The following is a 17,857-nucleotide window of genomic DNA, read 5'->3' on the forward strand; positions in this document are numbered from 1 at the left end:
AGCTATGGAGCATAACGAATCTTCACAGGGCGATTTTGAGTCGACCCTGAAAAAACACGCGGTCGAACTGGTCGAAAGCCTTGAAAAAGGCAAGTTCGGCGACGCGGTGCAACTGATCCATGAGCTCAATCAGACCCGTGACCGTGGCCTGTACCAGGAAGTGGGCAAGCTCACGCGTGAACTGCACAGTGCGATCGTCAATTTTCAGATCGATCCGCACATGCCGCAGGCTGAGGAAGTGTCGCAGATTACCGACGCTACCGAGCGCCTGGGCTACGTGGTCAAACTGACCGAAGCTGCCGCCAACCGCACCATGGATCTGGTGGAAAGCGCGACCCCTGTGGTCAATGGCCTGGCTGATGAAGCCCAGGCCTTGAGCGCCGATTGGGGCCGTTTCATGCGTCGTGAGGTCGGGGCTGAAGAGTTCCGCGAACTGGCGCGCCGGGTCGACGGTTTTCTGGCACGCAGCAGCGCGGACAACCGCGCGGTGTCGAGCAATCTGAATGACATTCTGCTCGCCCAGGATTACCAGGACCTCACCGGCCAGGTGATCAAGCGCGTGACCCAATTGGTCACCGAAGTCGAAAGCAACCTGCTCAAGCTCGTGCTCATGGCCAGCCAGGTGGACCGCTTTGCGGGCATCGAACATGACCGTGCGGCGATGCTTGCTGAAAAAGATCCACAAAAACATCTCTCGCAGGGTGAAGGTCCGCAGATTCATGCCGATAAACGAGAAGACGTTGTGTCCGGTCAGGACGATGTGGACGATTTGTTATCCAGCCTTGGATTCTAGAGTTTTGGAATTATAGGTTTTTTGGGTTTTTAGACCTGTAGGAGCACCCCATTAATGAGCTTCGGCGCCGATGAAGAGATCCTTCAGGATTTCCTGGTTGAGGCCGGCGAGATTCTTGAGCAACTGTCCGAACAACTGGTCGAGCTGGAAAGCCGCCCGGATGACGCAGATCTGCTCAACGCAATTTTTCGCGGTTTCCACACTGTAAAAGGGGGCGCCGGCTTCCTTCAGCTCAACGAGCTGGTGGAGTGCTGTCACATCGCCGAAAACGTGTTCGACATCCTGCGCAAGGGTGAACGACGCGTCGATGCAGAACTGATGGACGTGGTGCTCGAAGCGCTGGACGCGGTGAACAGCATGTTCAGTGAAGTCCGCGATCGCAGCCCGATCACCGCCGCCACCCCGGAACTGCTGGCCGCCCTGGCGCGTCTGGCCGAACCGCAATCGGCGGATGAAGCCCCGGCTTCGCCGGTTGCCGAGATGATCGAAGAACTGGTCGTCGAAGGCGATTCGGGCGACATCACCGATAACGAATTTGAACAGTTGCTGGACTCGCTGAACGCCGTCAAGGCCGAAGCCGAAGCCCCGGCGGCTGCCGCTGCACCTGCTTCCACCGAAGCGGCCAGCGATGAAATCACCGACGCAGAATTCGAGTCGCTGCTCGACCAGTTGCACGGCAAGGGCCAGTTCGCGGCCGACGCCGTGGCACCGACGACCGCTGCACCTGCTGCTCCGGCGGCGGGCGACAGCTCGGACATCACCGACGACGAATTCGAAGCCTTGCTCGATCAGTTGCATGGCAAGGGCAACTTTGCCGTTGATGCGCTGGAATCGGCGATTGCTTCGGTGCCTGCGACGGCTGCTCCGGCAGCGGCTGCGGCCGGTAGCGATCTGATCAGCGATCACGAGTTCGAATCGCTGCTCGACGATCTGCATGGCAAAGGCAAATTCACTGACGTCGCCACCGGTGCTGTCGTGACTGCTGGCAATGCTTCGGCTGTTGCAACGCCGGCTGCGAAGGCCCCGGCCGCCGCGGCAAAACCTGCTGCGAAAGCGCCTGAGCCGAAAGCTGAACCGGCCAAGCCAGCCGCCGCTGCTGCACCGGCTCCGGTCCGTGCTCCGGCGAGCCCGCCACCGGAAAAACCGGCGAGCGAAGCCGAAACCACCGTTCGCGTTGATACCGCGCGTCTCGACGAAATCATGAACATGGTCGGCGAGCTGGTGCTGGTACGTAACCGTCTGGTGCGCCTGGGCCTGAACAGCGGCGACGAGTCGATGCAGAAAGCCGTGTCGAACCTCGACGTGGTCACCGCCGACTTGCAGACCGCCGTCATGAAGACCCGGATGCAGCCGATCAAGAAAGTCTTCGGCCGCTTCCCGCGTCTGGTTCGCGACCTGGCTCGTCAGCTCAAGAAAGAGATCAACCTGGAACTGGTGGGCGAAGAGACCGACCTCGACAAGAACCTCGTCGAGGCCCTGGCCGACCCGCTGGTCCACTTGGTGCGCAACGCGGTCGACCACGGCATCGAGTCGCCGGAAGAACGTGAAGCTTCGGGCAAGGCCCGTGGCGGCAAGGTGATCCTGGCGGCCGAGCAGGAAGGCGACCACATCCTGCTGTCGATCTCCGACGACGGCAAAGGCATGGACCCGAACGTCCTGCGCGCCATCGCCGTGAAACGCGGTGTGATGGACAAGGATGCCGCCGATCGCCTGAGCGACACCGAGTGCTACAACCTGATTTTCGCCCCGGGTTTCTCGACCAAAACCGAGATTTCCGACGTGTCCGGCCGCGGTGTCGGCATGGACGTGGTGAAGACCAAGATTTCCCAGCTCAACGGTTCGATCAACATCTACTCGACCAAGGGCCAGGGCTCGAAGATCGTCATCAAGGTGCCGCTGACGCTGGCGATCATGCCGACCCTGATGGTGATGCTCGGCAATCAGGCGTTCGCGTTCCCGCTGGTGAACGTCAACGAAATCTTCCACCTCGACCTGTCGACCACCAACGTGGTGGACGGCCAGGAAGTGGTGATCGTGCGGGACAAGGCGCTGCCATTGTTCTACCTCAAGCGCTGGCTGGTCAGCTCCGCCGCTCACGAAGAGCAGCGCGAAGGCCATGTGGTGATCCTTTCGGTGGGCACCCAGCGGATCGGCTTCGTTGTCGATCAACTGGTCGGCCAGGAAGAAGTGGTCATCAAGCCATTGGGCAAGATGCTCCAGGGAACTCCGGGCATGTCCGGCGCCACCATCACCGGTGACGGCCGCATTGCACTGATTCTCGATGTTCCGAGCATGCTCAAGCGTTACGCCGCACGGCGTATTTGAATCCGGGGTGGCGGGGCGACAACGTCCCGCCGCACCTAATGGAGTGTTTATGGCAGTCAAAGTCCTGGTGGTGGACGATTCGGGTTTTTTCCGCCGCCGCGTCTCGGAAATTCTTTCAGCGGATCCGAGCATCCAGGTTGTCGGCACGGCAACCAACGGTAAAGAGGCGATCGATCAGGCCCTGGCCCTCAAGCCGGACGTGATCACCATGGACTACGAGATGCCGATGATGGATGGCATCACGGCCGTGCGGCACATCATGCAGCGCTGCCCGACACCGGTGTTGATGTTCTCCTCGCTGACACACGAAGGCGCCCGGGTCACCCTGGATGCGCTGGATGCCGGCGCGGTGGATTTCCTGCCGAAGAATTTCGAAGACATCTCCCGCAACCCGGAGAAGGTCAAGCAACTGCTGTGCGAGAAGGTTCACAGCATCTCGCGCAGCAACCGTCGTTTCAGTGCCTACAGTGCGCCGGCGCCTGCCGCTGCACCGACGCCTGCGCCGGCTGCTCCTGCACCGTCGAGTTTCAGCGGTCACAGCAGCGCTCCGGCCCGTCCGGCACCTGCGCCTGCACCGACTCGCGCGCCAGCGGCCAGCGCTTCGTCGCCGGCCCCGAAACGCAAAAACTACAAGCTTGTGGCGATTGGAACATCGACCGGCGGCCCGGTCGCGCTGCAACGGGTCCTGACCCAGTTGCCGGCCAGCTTCCCGGCGCCGATCGTGCTGATCCAGCACATGCCGGCGGCCTTCACCAAGGCCTTCGCCGAACGCCTGGACAAGCTGTGCCGCATCAGCGTCAAGGAAGCCGAGGATGGCGACATCCTGCGTCCGGGCCTGGCGCTGCTGGCACCGGGTGGCAAGCAGATGATGATCGACGGCCGTGGCGCGGTGAAAATCCTGCCGGGCGACGAGCGTCTGAACTACAAGCCGTGCGTGGACATCACCTTCGGTTCTGCAGCCAAATCCTACAGCGACAAAGTTCTGGCGGTGGTACTGACCGGCATGGGCGCCGACGGCCGCGAAGGTGCTCGCCTGCTCAAGCAGGGCGGCAGCACGGTCTGGGCTCAGGACGAAGCCAGTTGCGTGATCTACGGAATGCCGATGGCCATCGTCAAAGCTGACCTCGCCGACGCGGTGTACAGCCTGGACGATATCGGCAAGCACATCGTCGAGGCATGCGTCTGATGGATGTTCTAAGCCTTATCGGGATCATCATGGCGTTCGTCGCCATCATCGGCGGCAACTACCTGGAAGGTGGTCACCTCGGCGCGCTGGCCAACGGCCCGGCGGCGCTGATCGTGCTCGGTGGCACCGTCGGTGCCGCGCTGCTGCAATCGCCGATGAGCGCGTTCAAGCGCGCCATGCAGATTCTGGCCTGGATCTTTTTCCCGCCGCGGGTGGACCTGGCCGGCGGCATCGACCGCGTGGTCAACTGGAGCCTCACCGCCCGTAAGGAAGGCCTGCTGGGTCTGGAAGGCGTGGCGGATGCCGAGCCTGACGCCTACTCGCGCAAGGGCCTGCAACTGCTGGTCGACGGTGCCGAGCCGGAAGCGATCCGCAGCATCCTCGAAGTGGATTTCTACACTCAGGAAGCCCGCGATGTCGAAGCGGCCAAGGTGTTTGAAAGCATGGGCGGCTACGCGCCGACCATCGGCATCATCGGTGCGGTAATGGGCCTGATCCACGTGATGGGCAATCTGGCCGATCCGTCGCAACTGGGCAACGGGATTGCGGTGGCGTTCGTCGCCACCATCTACGGTGTGGCCAGTGCCAACCTGATCCTGTTGCCGGTGGCCGCCAAGCTCAAGTCAATCGCGTTGCGACAGTCGCGTTATCGCGAAATGTTGTTGGAAGGTATTTTGTCGATCGCTGAAGGTGAAAACCCACGCTCCATCGAGTTGAAGCTTCAGGGCTTCATGGATTAAGGGACTGACCTCATGGCACGTCGTCGCCAGCATGAAGAGCACGTAAACCATGAACGCTGGCTGGTTTCCTACGCCGACTTCATTACCTTGCTCTTTGCCTTTTTCGTGGTGATGTACTCCATCTCGTCGATCAACGAAGGCAAGTACAAGATCATCTCCGAAGCGCTTATCGGGGTCTTCACCGACTCCGACCGCGCGCTCAAGCCGATTCCGATCGGTGAAGAACGACCGAAGACCGTGACCCCGGCCAAGCCGCTGGTCAAGGACGCCGAACAGGTCGACGCCGGCATCGCCGGGGCCAGCGATCCGCTGAAAAGCATCGCCGATGACATCAGCGCTGCGTTCGGCGACCTGATCTCCTCGAACCAGATGACCGTGCGCGGCAACGAGCTGTGGGTCGAGATCGAACTCAACTCCAGCCTGTTGTTCGGCAGTGGTGATGCGATGCCGAGCGACATCGCGTTCAACATCATCGACAAGGTCGCGGCGATCCTCAAACCGTTCGACAACCCGATCCACGTCGAAGGCTTCACCGACGATCAACCGATCCGCACCGCGCAGTACCCGACCAACTGGGAGCTGTCCTCGGCGCGTTCGGCGAGCATCGTGCGCATGCTGGCGATGCAGGGCGTGAACCCTGGCCGCCTGGCGTCGGTGGGCTACGGCGAATTCCAGCCGGTGGCCAACAACGCCACCGCTGAAGGCCGGGCGAAAAACCGTCGTGTGGTACTGGTGGTGTCGCGCAATCTCGATGTGCGCCGCAGCCTGACCGGCACCGGAACCGCCCATGCGCAACCGGATGCCGCGTTGAAGCGTGCTGGCACACAAACTGCACCGACCCCGGTCAAGACGCCGGGACGCGAGAGTGCCGTCAATTCTCCGTCGCCCGCATTAATACGCTGAACCATGTCTCGGCCGAGTATCCCGGCCGGGAGGAACGATCCGAATGAGAGTCTGGGCAGTCGCCAATCAAAAGGGTGGTGTTGGTAAAACCACTTCTTCCATCGCTTTAGCCGGGTTGCTGGCCGAGGCGGGCAAGCGCGTGGTCGTGGTCGATCTCGACCCGCACGGCTCGATGACCAGCTATTTCGGTTACGACCCCGACAGCCTGGAACACAGTAACTACGACCTGTTTCTGCACAAGGGCAGCGTGCCGCAAGGCCTGCCGGGCCAACTGCTGCTGTCGACCAGCGATGAACGCATTTCCCTGTTGCCGTCGAGCACCGCGCTGGCCACCCTCGAGCGCCAGTCGCCGGGGCAGAGTGGCCTGGGCCTGGTGATCGCCAAGAGTCTGGCGCAGCTGTGGCAGGACTTCGATTATGCGATCATCGACAGCCCGCCATTGCTCGGCGTGCTGATGGTCAACGCGCTGGCCGCCAGTCAGCAACTGGTGATCCCGGTGCAGACCGAGCACCTGGCCGTCAAAGGCCTGGAGCGCATGGTCAACACCTTGGCGATGATCAACCGCTCACGCAAACAGGCGCTGCCGTTCAGCATCGTGCCGACCCTGTTCGACCGCCGCACCCAGGCGTCGATGGGCACCTTGCGCGTGCTGCGCGACAAATTCCCCGACGAGATCTGGCAGGGTTACATCCCGGTCGATACCCGTCTGCGTGACGCCAGTCGTGCCGGTGTCACCCCTTCACAGTTCGACGGCAAGAGCCGTGGCGTGCTGGCTTACCGCGCGCTGCTCAAGCATCTGCTGGCGCAGCAACTCGTTCCGCAGGTGGCTTGAGCATGAATCGGCCGATCAAGCTGACGTCGAAGCCGCAACTGGCGCTGCAGTCCTATCTGGACGGCTTGCTGCAGGAAGTGACGGATGAGGTCGAGCAGCCTGTCGTGGCGCCGGTCGAGGTAGTCGAGAGCGCTGCGGCGCTCGATGAATTCCAGGCTGCCGTGCTTGAAGAGCAGGCCCGGGATGCGCAAAAAGCCGCTAGGCCGGTGGCCCCGGTTGCAGCGCCTGCCGCTGTAGTAGCGACGGCACCTGCGACGTTGATCAAAGAGCCTGAGCCGGTGCGCGTGGTATCGACCCTGGCGCCGTTGCTGCAAACCCAACTTCTGCAAACGCCGCCGGTTCCGGCGGCGCCAGAGCCCGAACCTGTAGCGCCTGCGCCAGCCCCGGTCGAACCGACCCTGGTTGCGCCACTGGTGGAAGTGCATCTGCCGCCCAGCAACACGCCGCCGCCGGTGGAAACCGACGGCCGTCCAGCCTGGGCTTCGGAAGCGTTCGAATGCCTGCTGTTCGACGTGGCCGGCCTGACGCTGGCGGTGCCGCTGGTGTGCCTGGGCTCGATCTATTCGCTGGCCGGCCATGAGCTGACGCCGCTGTTCGGTCAGCCGGAATGGTTCCTCGGGATTCTGCCGAGCCAGGCCGGGAATCTGAAGGTGCTGGACACCGCACGCTGGGTCATGCCGGATCGCTATCGCGACGATTTCCGTCAGGGCCTGCAATACGTAATTTCGGTGCAGGGTTACGAGTGGGGACTGGCGGTGCATCAGGTCAGTCGCTCGTTGCGTCTGGACCCGAATGAAATCAAATGGAGAAGTCACCGAGGTCAGCGGCCATGGCTCGCCGGCACGGTGATTGAACACATGTGCGCCTTGCTCGATGTTTCCGCTCTGGCCGAGTTGATCGCCAGCGGTGGGGCAAAGCACATGTCCGGCAGTAAGCCGAACCACAAACCGACATAAAGACAGTACCGGCATTCAAATGCCGGCGAACGAAACACACACCGCCAGGCGCGGTTTTTCGAGGGGCTAGGTATGAACGACAAGGCTACGGCGGCAAAGGGTTCCGAAGATCCGATCCTGCAATGGGTGACCTTCAAGCTGGACAACGAAACCTACGGCATCAACGTGATGCGCGTTCAGGAAGTCCTGCGCTACACCGAGATCGCTCCGGTGCCGGGTGCGCCAAGCTACGTGCTGGGCATCATCAACCTGCGCGGCAACGTGGTGACCGTGATCGATACCCGTCAGCGCTTCGGCCTGATGAGCGGTGAGATCAGCGACAACACCCGTATCGTCATCATCGAAGCCGACAAGCAGGTCGTGGGCATCATGGTCGACAGCGTGGCTGAAGTGGTTTACCTGCGTCAGTCGGAAATCGAGACCGCACCGAACGTCGGTAACGAAGAGTCGGCCAAGTTCATCCAGGGCGTGTGCAACAAGAACAACGAGTTGCTGATCCTGGTCGAGCTGGACAAGATGATGAGCGAAGAAGAGTGGTCGGAACTGGAGAACATCTGATTGATTCTCGAGGTAGCGGTCATTGTCCTGTTCCTGTTCTGGGCAGGCACGCTGGCGATGTTTCTGGCGTACATCAAGGCGCAGCGGGTCATCGCTGCGCAACAGGCCCAGGGCGATGCACTGCGTGATCAGCGCATCAGGGACCTGGCCAAACGTGTCGACGATTACCAGAACGGCAACGTGCGCATGGGCGAAGCCCTGCACGAGCTGCGCGCGGTGGTCAGTCCGATCCCGGACAAGCTCTCCCAGCTCGAACAGCGCGATCCTTCCAGCCTGTCATTCGCCCAAGCGGCGAAACTGGTGGGGATGGGCGCAAGCGTCGATGAGTTGACCCAGTCCTGCGGGTTGACCCAGGCTGAGGCGGAGTTGATGCGCAAGCTGCACAAGAACTGATTTGTAGCGCGGCTGAAATCGCTATCGCGAGCAGGCTCGCTCCCACATTGAATCGCGGTCGTCATGACGAGACGCGGTCAAATGTGGGAGCGAGCCTGCTCGCGATGGGGCCTGTGAAAATTCAGTAATCGTCGCCGCGTTCGGTGATGTCTTTCTCGACCATCGGTGCGTCCGGGTCCTGTCCCGCCGGAAACTTGCCCTTGAGGTTCCAGGCAAACGCGATGATCTCGGCGATCGTGCGGTACAGCTCTTCGGGGATGCTGTCGCCCAGTTCCATTCGCGCCAGCAGTTTCACCAGTTCGGCGTTTTCGTAGATCGGCACTTCATAATCGCGGGCGATCCGCAGGATTTCTTCGGCCAGTTCTTCGTCGCCCTTGGCGGTAAGGGTCGGGGCGTGGCTGCCGTCGTATTTGAGGGCGATGGCCTGGCGTGGAGCGGTGGTGTCATTCATGCGGTTTCGTCGACCCAGCGGTGTTCGAGGCGGGTTTGGATGCCTTGCGGCGGGGTGCCGAGGTGGCAGTCGAGGTCGCCGACGTTCAGCCCGGAATCCAGCAGGCGCTGGCGCAGTGCGGTCAGGTTGCTTTCGATCAGGCTCGCGGTGTAAGGCCGCTCGGCCCACAACTGGCTGGACAGGCTGCCACTGATCAACTGCGCCTGAATCTGCATTGGCCCCAGCGGTTCCATGTCGAACGCCAGATCGACGCGCCACAGTTGTTGCTTCGGTTCGCGCTCATCGCGGCGCTGTTCGTTCGCTTGCTGTTTCTCCGGCGCTTCTTCGCGCTGGAACTTGACCTGCAACGGCACGATGTCCTGCATATTGCGCATCGGGATTTCCAGCTGCCAGGTGCTGAGCAGACGACCGTCATCGGTGACGCCGGTCTGTTCCAGGCTCGACAGCTGATGGCTTTGCAGGCGCGACACGGCGGCTGCGGCGAGGCGCAGCAAATGCTCCAGATCGCCTTCACCTTCCAGGCTTTGCAGCAGTCGGTCGGGCAGCGGGAAACTGCTCGGCACCGGTTTTGCGCTGACCTGACCGAGCATGCCGAGGGCGTTGCGCACGAAGCTTGGCAATGCTTGAGCCAGCGTGTTGGCGGCGATGATCGCATTCAGGTTGGTGTTGCCGGGCAGGCCGGGGGTGAGTTGGGCGATCAGCTTGAGCAGATCGGCTTTCATGTCCGGGGCCAGCGTCGGGTTCTGCCCGGTCAGCAGTTTGGTTTCGAGGAACACGCCGCTGTTGGCCAGCGCCTGGGCCAGACCTTTTGGGGTGCTCAGTTGCTGCACGTCCGGCAGGTTGGCGAGCAGTTTGTCCACGGTGGCACGCAAATCCTGGGACGTCTGATCGGTGGCGGGGGGCAGGCTCTGGAGCATTTTCAGCAAGCCGTCGAGGGAGCCCTGACGGCTTTGCTGGCTGACCAGCTGCTGGCTGACCGCCAGTTGTTCCTGGCGATTACTCAGCGGCAGGAACTTCAGGGTCTGCGAGTCCTGCACCAGTGCCGACAGCAAGGTGCCGATGCGCAACGGTTGCGGGCTGTCGATGCTCAGTGTGCTGCCGCTCAACGCCGTGTTGAGCAGGCTGACCATCGAGCGGTACACAGTCGGCTGCCCCGGCACCTGCGGCAAGGCCTGAGCCGTCAGCACCTTGCCTTGCAGCAGCGTGCCGACCGGCAGTTGCGCAGTGTCGATGCGGGTCAGGGTGGCGACGCTGCTGGCGATGGCCTGTTGCACGGTGATCGCCAGATTGCCCGCCGACGGCTGGGTGATCGCCAGACTGGTGCCCTGGGGCAGCGGCAGATTGCTGGTCGCCTGCACGGTGGTCTGACGGCCGCTGTCCAGCGTCACCTTGAGCAGCAACTGAAAGGTCTGATCCGCCTGCTTGAGCGACAACACCTCGGCCTTGGCGCTCTGGCCGGCGGCAATCAGCCCGTCGACCGGCGTCAGCAACTTCAGCAGCTCACCCACCTGCGGGCGAACGGTCGCCGGGGTGGTGGGCGGGAGCGGGAGGATGTTCATTTCGCCTGTCATACGCGGACACAACCTGAGGAAAATGCACTCGGGAGAGCGGGGGACGCCATGTATAATGCCGCCCGTCCTTCCATTCGTTCAAAAAACATAGCAATTGTTTGACGCAGCTCTCTGGATTGAGCCGTCATTGCATTTATGCTGCAACTCTTTAACGGCCGCGCCAGAGCCGACTTGAACCGTATAAGGCCCGTGAACCCTTGACCAGTCCTGTCCTGCAAACCGTTGCCCTCGCGTGTGAACGTGATCTCAGACTGCTCTTCGACAATCTCGAATTGAGACTGGCCAGTGGCGATATGGTGCAGATCAGCGGCCCCAACGGCAGCGGCAAGACCAGCCTGCTGCGTTTGCTGGCCGGTCTGATGCAGCCGACCGACGGTCAGGTGCTGCTCAACGGCAAGCCGCTGGGCGAACAACGCAGCGAGCTGGCGCGCAACCTGTTGTGGATCGGCCACGCCGCCGGGATCAAGGACTTGCTCACCCCGGAAGAAAACCTCGCCTGGCTCTGCGCCCTGCATCAACCCGCCGAACGCGACGCGATCTGGCAGGCCCTGGCGGCGGTTGGATTGCGCGGTTTCGAGGATGTTCCCTGCCACAGTCTGTCCGCCGGCCAGCAGCGCCGCGTGGCGCTGGCGCGGTTGTATCTGGACAGCCCGCCGTTGTGGATTCTCGACGAACCGTTCACCGCCCTCGACAAGCAGGGCGTGGCTCAGCTTGAAGAACACCTGGCCGGGCACTGCGAGCGGGGCGGCCTGGTGGTGCTCACCACGCACCACACGCTGAGCCGGATGCCAGCCGGTTATCGCGACATCGATCTGGGGAATTGGGCGGTATGAGTGTGTTCGGTCTGCTGGTTGCCCGTGAATCCCGACTGCTGTTCCGCCGCCCGGCGGAGCTGGCCAATCCGCTGATTTTCTTCGCCATCGTCATCGCGCTGTTCCCGCTGGCCGTCGGCCCGGAAACTCAAGTATTGCAAAACTTGTCCCCGGGGTTAGTCTGGGTGGCGGCACTCTTGTCGGTCCTGCTCTCGCTGGACGGGCTGTTCCGCAGTGATTTCGAAGATGGCTCCCTTGAACAGTGGGTCCTTTCGCCGCACCCCCTGCCACTTCTGGTATTGGCCAAGGTGCTGGCACACTGGCTTTTTTCCGGGCTGGCACTGGTTTTGCTCTCGCCATTACTGGCGTTGATGCTCGGGTTGCCGGCTGCGTGTCTGCCGGTTTTGCTGCTTTCGTTGCTGCTGGGAACACCGGTGCTGAGCTTGCTCGGTGCGGTGGGCGCGGCGCTGACGGTCGGTCTGAAACGCGGAGGCCTGTTGCTGGCGCTGCTGATTCTGCCGTTGTACATCCCGGTGTTGATCCTCGGCAGTGGCGCCTTGCAGGCGGCGTTGCAGGGCATGCCGGCGCTTGGTTATCTGTTGTGGCTTGGCAGCCTGACCGCCCTGGCGATAACCCTGACACCTTTTGCAATAGCGGCTGGCCTGAAGATCAGCGTCGGCGAATAATGAGGTCTGGTTAAAATTTAACCAGAAAAGACCCTGAGACTGCTCACACCGATGAGCGGCACCCGTGATGGAAACAGTATGAACTGGACCTGGTTTCACAAGCTCGGCTCGCCCAAGTGGTTCTACGGCATCAGCAGCAAGTTTTTGCCGTGGTTGAGCCTCGCCGCGTTGTTGCTGATCTGCGTTGGCGTCATCTGGGGCCTGGCCTTCGCGCCGCCGGACTATCAGCAAGGCAACAGCTTTCGCATCATCTATATCCACGTTCCCGCCGCGATGCTTGCTCAGTCGATCTACGTGATGCTGGCGGTGTGCGGCGTGGTCGGGCTGGTGTGGAAGATGAAACTGGCCGACGTCGCCCTGCAATGCGCCGCGCCGATCGGTGCCTGGATGACGGCCGTGGCGCTGGTCACCGGGGCGATCTGGGGCAAGCCGACCTGGGGCTCGTGGTGGGTCTGGGACGCGCGCCTGACCTCGATGCTGATTCTGCTGTTCCTGTACTTCGGCGTGATCGCCCTGGGCAACGCCATCAGCAATCGCGACAGCGCCGCCAAGGCCTGCGCGGTGCTGGCCATCGTCGGCGTGATCAACATTCCGATCATCAAATACTCGGTGGAGTGGTGGAACACCCTGCACCAGGGCGCGACCTTTACCCTCACCGAAAAACCGGCGATGCCCGTCGAGATGTGGCTGCCGCTGCTGCTGACGGTGCTGGGTTTCTACTGTTTCTTCGGCGCCGTGCTGTTGCTGCGCATGCGCCTTGAAGTGCTCAAGCGCGAAGCCCGCGCCAGTTGGGTGAAAGAAGAAGTGCAGAACAGCCTGGAGGCCGCTCGATGAGTTTCGCGTCATTCGGCGACTTCCTCGCCATGGGCCATCACGGCCTGTATGTCTGGTCGGCCTACGGCATCTGTCTGGCGGTACTGATCCTCAACGTGGCGGCGCCGATCGCGGCCCGCAAGCGTTATCTGCAACAAGAGGCGCGTCGTCTGCGCCGGGAGAACGGCAAGTGAATCCGCTGCGTAAAAAGCGTCTGATCATCATCCTGGCAATTCTGGTCGGGGTCGGCGCTGCCGTCGGCCTGGCCCTGAGCGCCCTGCAGCAGAACATCAACCTGTTTTACACGCCGACCCAGATCGCCAACGGCGAAGCGCCGCAGGACACCCGCATCCGCGCCGGCGGCATGGTCGAGAAGGGCTCACTGCAACGCTCCACGGATTCCCTGGACGTCAAATTCGTGGTCACCGACTTCAACAAGTCCGTGACCATCACCTATCGCGGGATCCTGCCGGACCTGTTCCGCGAAGGGCAGGGCATCGTCGCACTGGGCAAACTCAACGCCGATGGCGTGGTGGTTGCCGATGAAGTGCTGGCCAAGCACGACGAGAAATACATGCCGCCGGAAGTGACCAAAGCCCTGAAAGACAGCGGTCAATCCGCGCCAACCCCTGCGAAGGAGGGTTGATCGATGACATCCAGCATATTCATTCCCGAGCTCGGCCATCTGGCCATGATTCTGGCGCTGTGTTTCGCGCTGGTGCAGGCCGTGGTGCCGTTGCTCGGTGCCTGGCGCGGTGATCGTCTGTGGATGGGCCTCGCCCAACCGGCGGCGTGGGGGCAGTTCGCGTTTTTGCTGTTCGCCTTCGGTTGTCTGACCTATGCCTTCATGACCGACGATTTCTCCGTGGCTTATGTCGCGATGAACTCCAACAGCGCGCTGCCGTGGTATTACAAGTTCAGCGCGGTGTGGGGCGCCCACGAAGGGTCGCTGCTGTTGTGGGCGTTGATCCTCGGCGGCTGGACCTTCGCGGTGTCGGTGTTCTCTCGGCAGTTGCCGCAAGTCATGCTCGCCCGGGTGCTGGCGGTGATGGGCATGATCAGCACCGGTTTCCTGCTGTTCCTGATCCTGACTTCCAACCCGTTTTCGCGGATCCTGCCGCAGATCCCGGCCGACGGTCGTGACCTCAATCCATTGCTGCAGGACATCGGTTTGATCGTGCATCCGCCGATGCTCTACATGGGTTACGTCGGTTTCTCGGTGGCGTTTGCTTTCGCCATCGCCGCGTTGCTCGGCGGTCGTCTCGATGCGGCGTGGGCACGCTGGTCGCGTCCATGGACCATCGTTGCCTGGGCCTTCCTCGGCATCGGCATCACCCTCGGTTCGTGGTGGGCTTACTACGAACTTGGCTGGGGTGGCTGGTGGTTCTGGGACCCGGTGGAAAACGCCTCGTTCATGCCATGGCTGGTGGGCACGGCGCTGATTCACTCGCTGGCGGTCACCGAGAAACGTGGCGTGTTCAAGAGCTGGACGGTGTTGCTGGCGATTGCCGCGTTCTCCCTGAGCCTGCTCGGTACTTTCCTTGTGCGTTCCGGCGTGCTGACCTCGGTACACGCGTTTGCTTCGGATCCTGAGCGCGGCGTGTTCATCCTGATCTTCCTGCTGTTTGTGGTCGGCGGTTCGCTGACCCTGTTCGCGCTGCGTGCGCCAGTGGTCAAGAGTCAGGTCGGCTTCAACCTGTGGTCGCGGGAAACCTTGTTGCTGGGTAACAACCTGGTGTTGGTGGTGGCGGCGTCGATGATCCTGCTCGGCACGCTGTATCCGCTGATTCTTGATGCGATCAGCGGCGCCAAGCTGTCGGTCGGCCCGCCGTACTTCAACGCGCTGTTCATTCCGTTGATGGCGCTGTTGATGCTGGTGATGGCGGTCGGTGTGATCGTGCGCTGGAAAGACACCCCGGTGAAATGGCTGGTCAGCATGCTGACGCCGGTGCTGCTGGGCAGTGTTGCGCTGGCGGTGGTGGCCGGTGTCGCCTACGGCGATTTCAATTGGGCCGTCATCGCGACGTTCCTGCTCGCGGCCTGGGTGTTGCTGGCCGGTGTGCGCGATATCTTCGACAAGACTCGTCACAAAGGCCTGATCAAAGGCCTGCCGACCCTGACCCGCAGCTACTGGGGCATGCAGATCGCGCATCTGGGCATCGCCGTCTGCGCGCTGGGCGTGGTGTTGTCGAGCCAGAACAGTGCCGAGCGCGACCTGCGTCTGGCACCGGGCGAATCAATGGACCTGGCCGGTTATCAGTTCGTGTTCGAAGGCGCCAAACATTTCGAAGGCCCGAACTTCACCTCCGACAAGGGCACCGTCCGGGTGATCCGCAACGGTCAGGAAATCAGCGTGCTGCACCCGGAAAAACGCCTGTACACCGTGCAGAACTCGGTGATGACCGAGGCCGGGATCGACGCCGGTTTCACCCGCGACCTCTACGTCGCACTGGGCGAACCGCTGGGCGATGGCGCCTGGGCGGTGCGGGTGCATGTCAAACCGTTCGTGCGCTGGATCTGGTTCGGCGGTCTGCTGACCGGTTTCGGTGGTCTGCTGGCGGCGCTGGATCGGCGTTATCGAGTGAAGGTCAAAGCCCGCGTGCGTGAAGCGCTGGGCATGGAAGGAGCCGCTGCATGAGACGTTGGTTGATGCTGGTGCCATTGGCGATTTTCCTGCTGGTGGCCGTATTCCTTTATCGCGGTCTGTACCTGGATCCGGCGGAGCTGCCGTCGGCGATGATCGGCAAACCGTTCCCGGAGTTTTCCCTGCCGGCAGTGCAGGGCGACAAGACTCTGACCAAGGCTGACATCCTCGGCAAACCGGCACTGGTCAACGTCTGGGGCACTTGGTGCATTTCCTGCCGGGTCGAGCATCCGGTGCTGAACAAGCTCGCCGAGCGCGGCGTGGTGATCTACGGCATCAACTACAAGGACACCAATGCCGATGCGTTGAAGTGGCTGGCCGAGTTCCACAATCCGTATCAACTCGACATCCGCGACGACGAAGGCTCCCTCGGTCTGAACCTCGGGGTGTACGGCGCGCCGGAAACCTTCTTCATCGACGCCAAGGGCATCATCCGCGACAAGTACGTCGGGGTGATCGACGAGCAGGTCTGGCGGGAAAAACTGGCAGCCAAGTATCAGGCGCTGGTCGACGAGGCCAAGCCATGAAGCGCTTCTTAGCTGCCATGGTGCTGGGCTTGAGCCTGGCCGGTGTCGCCCACGCGGCCATCGACACTTACGAGTTTGCCAAAGAAGGCGATCGCGAGCGTTTCCGCGAACTGACCAAGGAACTGCGCTGCCCCAAGTGCCAGAACCAGGACATCGCCGATTCCAACGCGCCGATTGCCGCTGACCTGCGCAAAGAGATTTTCCGCATGCTCGGCGAAGGCAAGGACAATCAGCAGATCATCGACTTCATGGTCGACCGCTACGGTGATTTCGTCCGCTACAAACCGGCGCTCAATGCCAAGACCGCTTTGCTCTGGTTCGGCCCGGCCGGCCTGTTGCTGGGTGGGTTCGTGGTGATTGCCGTGATCGTCCGCCGCCGTCGCGGGCAACGCGCCGAGACGCCGCAATCGCTGTCCCCTGAAGAGCGTCAGCGCCTCGACCAACTGTTGGATAAAAACCAAGAATGATTGATTTCTGGCTTGCCGCAGGGCTGTTGCTTCTGGTCGCCCTGAGTTTTCTGCTGATCCCCGTCCTGCGCGAACGTCGCGCCCAGCGTGAAGAGGATCGAACCGCTCTCAATGTCGCGCTGTATCAGGAGCGCGTCGCCGAGCTGCAATCGCAGCAGGCCGAAGGCGTGCTCGACGCCGCGCAAATGGACAGCGGCCGTGCCGAAGCGGCCCGGGAACTGCTGGCCGACACCGAAGGTGTGGCGCCGGCGCGGGTTTCGCGTTTGGGTAAACCACTTCCATTGCTGGCAGCCGTACTGGTGCCGGTGTTGGGCCTCGGCCTGTACCTGCACTTTGGGGCGAGCGACAAGGTCGAACTGACCCGGGAATTCGCCCAGGCGCCGCAGTCGATGGAAGAGATGACTCAGCGTCTGGAGCGCGCAGTCGCTGCGCAGCCGGATTCGGCTGAAGGCGTGTATTTCCTCGGTCGTACCTACATGGCCCAGGATCGCCCGGCGGACGCGGCGAAGATGTTCGAACGCGCGGTCAATCTTGCCGGTCGTCAGCCGGAACTGCTCGGCCAGTGGGCGCAGGCCCAATACTTCGCCGACAACAAGAAATGGTCGGATAAGGTACAGGCCCTGACCGATGAAGCGCTGAAAGCCGATCCGAAAGAAGTCACCAGTCTCGGCCTGTTGGGCATCGCCGCGTTCGAAGGCGAGCGTTATCAGGAAGCCATCGACTACTGGAACCGTCTGCTGGCGCAACTGCCGCCACAGGACAAATCCCGCGAGGCCCTGCAGGGCGGCATCACCCGCGCCACCGAGAAACTGCAGGCCAGCGGCGGCAAGGTCGCCCAGGCACCGGCGGCAAAAGCGGCGGCGCTGTTGAAAGTGCGTGTGGATCTGGCCAGCGAGCTCAAAGCCAAGGTGCAACCGGGCGACAGCGTGTTCATTTTTGCCCGTGCGGTTTCCGGCCCTCCAGCACCGCTGGCAGCCAAGCGCCTGACCGTCGCCGACTTGCCGGTGACCGTGGAACTGGGCGATGCCGACGCGATGATGCCGCAATTGAAACTGTCGAACTTCCCCGAAGTCCAACTGGTTGCGCGCATCTCCCGTGCCGGTCAGCCGACCGCCGGTGAGTGGGTCGGTCGCAGCGGGCCTCTGGCCAGCAGCACCACCGCGCCGCAGACACTGACCATCGACAGCCCGGACAAATAGC

At 62.2% G+C, this 17,857-nt stretch carries 20 protein-coding genes; 18 read left to right on the plus strand and 2 right to left on the minus strand.

Features of this window, described 5'->3' with window-relative positions:
* The first annotated feature begins 4 nt into the window (after positions 1 to 4).
* From PDR5_RS07950 to PDR5_RS07990, 9 genes are all read left to right on the plus strand, one after another.
* Complete coding sequence (locus PDR5_RS07950) at positions 5 to 793, plus strand: protein phosphatase CheZ (RefSeq protein ID WP_011333071.1); 789 nt, start codon at positions 5 to 7, stop codon at positions 791 to 793.
* A gap of 54 nt (positions 794 to 847) precedes the next feature.
* Positions 848 to 3,118 carry a chemotaxis protein CheA gene (locus PDR5_RS07955; protein WP_064594409.1) on the plus strand — a complete coding sequence of 757 codons (2,271 nt, stop codon included), beginning with the start codon at positions 848 to 850 and terminating at the stop codon, positions 3,116 to 3,118.
* 49 nt (positions 3,119 to 3,167) lie between these two features.
* The gene (locus PDR5_RS07960; protein ID WP_064594411.1) at positions 3,168 to 4,304 is read left to right on the plus strand and encodes a protein-glutamate methylesterase/protein-glutamine glutaminase; all 1,137 of its coding nucleotides are present in this window, start codon (positions 3,168 to 3,170) and stop codon (positions 4,302 to 4,304) included.
* A complete protein-coding gene (locus PDR5_RS07965) occupies positions 4,304 to 5,044 on the plus strand; it encodes a flagellar motor protein (protein WP_064600715.1) in 741 nt (246 codons plus the stop codon). The genes PDR5_RS07960 and PDR5_RS07965 overlap by 1 nt, the downstream gene beginning before the upstream one ends.
* A gap of 12 nt (positions 5,045 to 5,056) precedes the next feature.
* Positions 5,057 to 5,947 (plus strand): flagellar motor protein MotD, encoded by an 891-nt coding sequence (gene motD, locus PDR5_RS07970; protein ID WP_011333075.1) that lies wholly within the window; start codon positions 5,057 to 5,059, stop codon positions 5,945 to 5,947.
* A gap of 43 nt (positions 5,948 to 5,990) precedes the next feature.
* Positions 5,991 to 6,779, plus strand: coding sequence for a ParA family protein (locus tag PDR5_RS07975; RefSeq protein WP_007959220.1), 789 nt, complete (start codon positions 5,991 to 5,993; stop codon positions 6,777 to 6,779).
* A gap of 2 nt (positions 6,780 to 6,781) precedes the next feature.
* Positions 6,782 to 7,735 (plus strand): CheW domain-containing protein, encoded by a 954-nt coding sequence (locus tag PDR5_RS07980; protein WP_064594414.1) that lies wholly within the window; start codon positions 6,782 to 6,784, stop codon positions 7,733 to 7,735.
* 72 nt (positions 7,736 to 7,807) lie between these two features.
* Positions 7,808 to 8,293, plus strand: coding sequence for a chemotaxis protein CheW (locus PDR5_RS07985; RefSeq protein ID WP_007959223.1), 486 nt, complete (start codon positions 7,808 to 7,810; stop codon positions 8,291 to 8,293).
* Positions 8,294 to 8,686 carry a DUF2802 domain-containing protein gene (locus PDR5_RS07990; protein WP_039769738.1) on the plus strand — a complete coding sequence of 131 codons (393 nt, stop codon included), beginning with the start codon at positions 8,294 to 8,296 and terminating at the stop codon, positions 8,684 to 8,686.
* A gap of 121 nt (positions 8,687 to 8,807) precedes the next feature.
* Here PDR5_RS07990 and PDR5_RS07995 read toward each other — a convergent pair whose 3' ends face one another.
* Both PDR5_RS07995 and fliK read right to left on the minus strand, forming a co-directional pair.
* Positions 8,808 to 9,137 (minus strand): EscU/YscU/HrcU family type III secretion system export apparatus switch protein, encoded by a 330-nt coding sequence (locus PDR5_RS07995; protein ID WP_039769740.1) that lies wholly within the window; start codon positions 9,135 to 9,137, stop codon positions 8,808 to 8,810.
* On the minus strand, positions 9,134 to 10,708 hold the full coding sequence (fliK, locus tag PDR5_RS08000; RefSeq protein WP_064594416.1) for a flagellar hook-length control protein FliK: 1,575 nt from the start codon (positions 10,706 to 10,708) through the stop codon (positions 9,134 to 9,136). The genes PDR5_RS07995 and fliK overlap by 4 nt, the downstream gene beginning before the upstream one ends.
* Positions 10,709 to 10,905: 197 nt before the next feature.
* On the opposite strand from fliK, the gene ccmA reads away from it, so the two are divergent.
* The 9 genes from ccmA (at position 10,906) to ccmI (ending at position 17,856) form a co-directional block, all read left to right on the plus strand.
* Positions 10,906 to 11,541, plus strand: a complete 636-nt coding sequence (gene ccmA, locus PDR5_RS08005; RefSeq protein WP_007959232.1) for a cytochrome c biogenesis heme-transporting ATPase CcmA — start codon at positions 10,906 to 10,908, stop codon at positions 11,539 to 11,541.
* The gene (ccmB, locus tag PDR5_RS08010; RefSeq protein WP_011333083.1) at positions 11,538 to 12,206 is read left to right on the plus strand and encodes a heme exporter protein CcmB; all 669 of its coding nucleotides are present in this window, start codon (positions 11,538 to 11,540) and stop codon (positions 12,204 to 12,206) included. Before ccmA ends, ccmB begins: the two co-directional genes overlap by 4 nt.
* Positions 12,207 to 12,284: 78 nt before the next feature.
* Positions 12,285 to 13,040, plus strand: coding sequence for a heme ABC transporter permease (gene ccmC / locus PDR5_RS08015; RefSeq protein WP_039769743.1), 756 nt, complete (start codon positions 12,285 to 12,287; stop codon positions 13,038 to 13,040).
* Positions 13,037 to 13,213 (plus strand): heme exporter protein CcmD, encoded by a 177-nt coding sequence (ccmD, locus tag PDR5_RS08020; protein WP_011333085.1) that lies wholly within the window; start codon positions 13,037 to 13,039, stop codon positions 13,211 to 13,213. Before ccmC ends, ccmD begins: the two co-directional genes overlap by 4 nt.
* Entirely contained in the window at positions 13,210 to 13,665 is a 456-nt protein-coding gene (gene ccmE, locus PDR5_RS08025) for a cytochrome c maturation protein CcmE (protein WP_011333086.1), read from the plus strand. The genes ccmD and ccmE overlap by 4 nt, the downstream gene beginning before the upstream one ends.
* A 3-nt stretch (positions 13,666 to 13,668) precedes the next feature.
* On the plus strand, positions 13,669 to 15,657 hold the full coding sequence (locus PDR5_RS08030) for a heme lyase CcmF/NrfE family subunit (protein ID WP_064594418.1): 1,989 nt from the start codon (positions 13,669 to 13,671) through the stop codon (positions 15,655 to 15,657).
* Entirely contained in the window at positions 15,654 to 16,190 is a 537-nt protein-coding gene (locus PDR5_RS08035) for a DsbE family thiol:disulfide interchange protein (protein ID WP_011333088.1), read from the plus strand. The genes PDR5_RS08030 and PDR5_RS08035 overlap by 4 nt, the downstream gene beginning before the upstream one ends.
* Positions 16,187 to 16,657, plus strand: a complete 471-nt coding sequence (locus tag PDR5_RS08040; protein ID WP_011333089.1) for a cytochrome c-type biogenesis protein — start codon at positions 16,187 to 16,189, stop codon at positions 16,655 to 16,657. The genes PDR5_RS08035 and PDR5_RS08040 overlap by 4 nt, the downstream gene beginning before the upstream one ends.
* Positions 16,654 to 17,856: a c-type cytochrome biogenesis protein CcmI gene (gene ccmI, locus PDR5_RS08045; RefSeq protein WP_064594421.1), complete on the plus strand. Its 1,203-nt coding sequence runs from the start codon at positions 16,654 to 16,656 to the stop codon at positions 17,854 to 17,856. Before PDR5_RS08040 ends, ccmI begins: the two co-directional genes overlap by 4 nt.
* Position 17,857 lies beyond the last annotated feature (1 nt).

The organism is Pseudomonas sp. DR 5-09 (assembly GCF_001655595.1).
Classification (GTDB): Bacteria; Pseudomonadota; Gammaproteobacteria; order Pseudomonadales; family Pseudomonadaceae; genus Aquipseudomonas; species Aquipseudomonas pharyngis.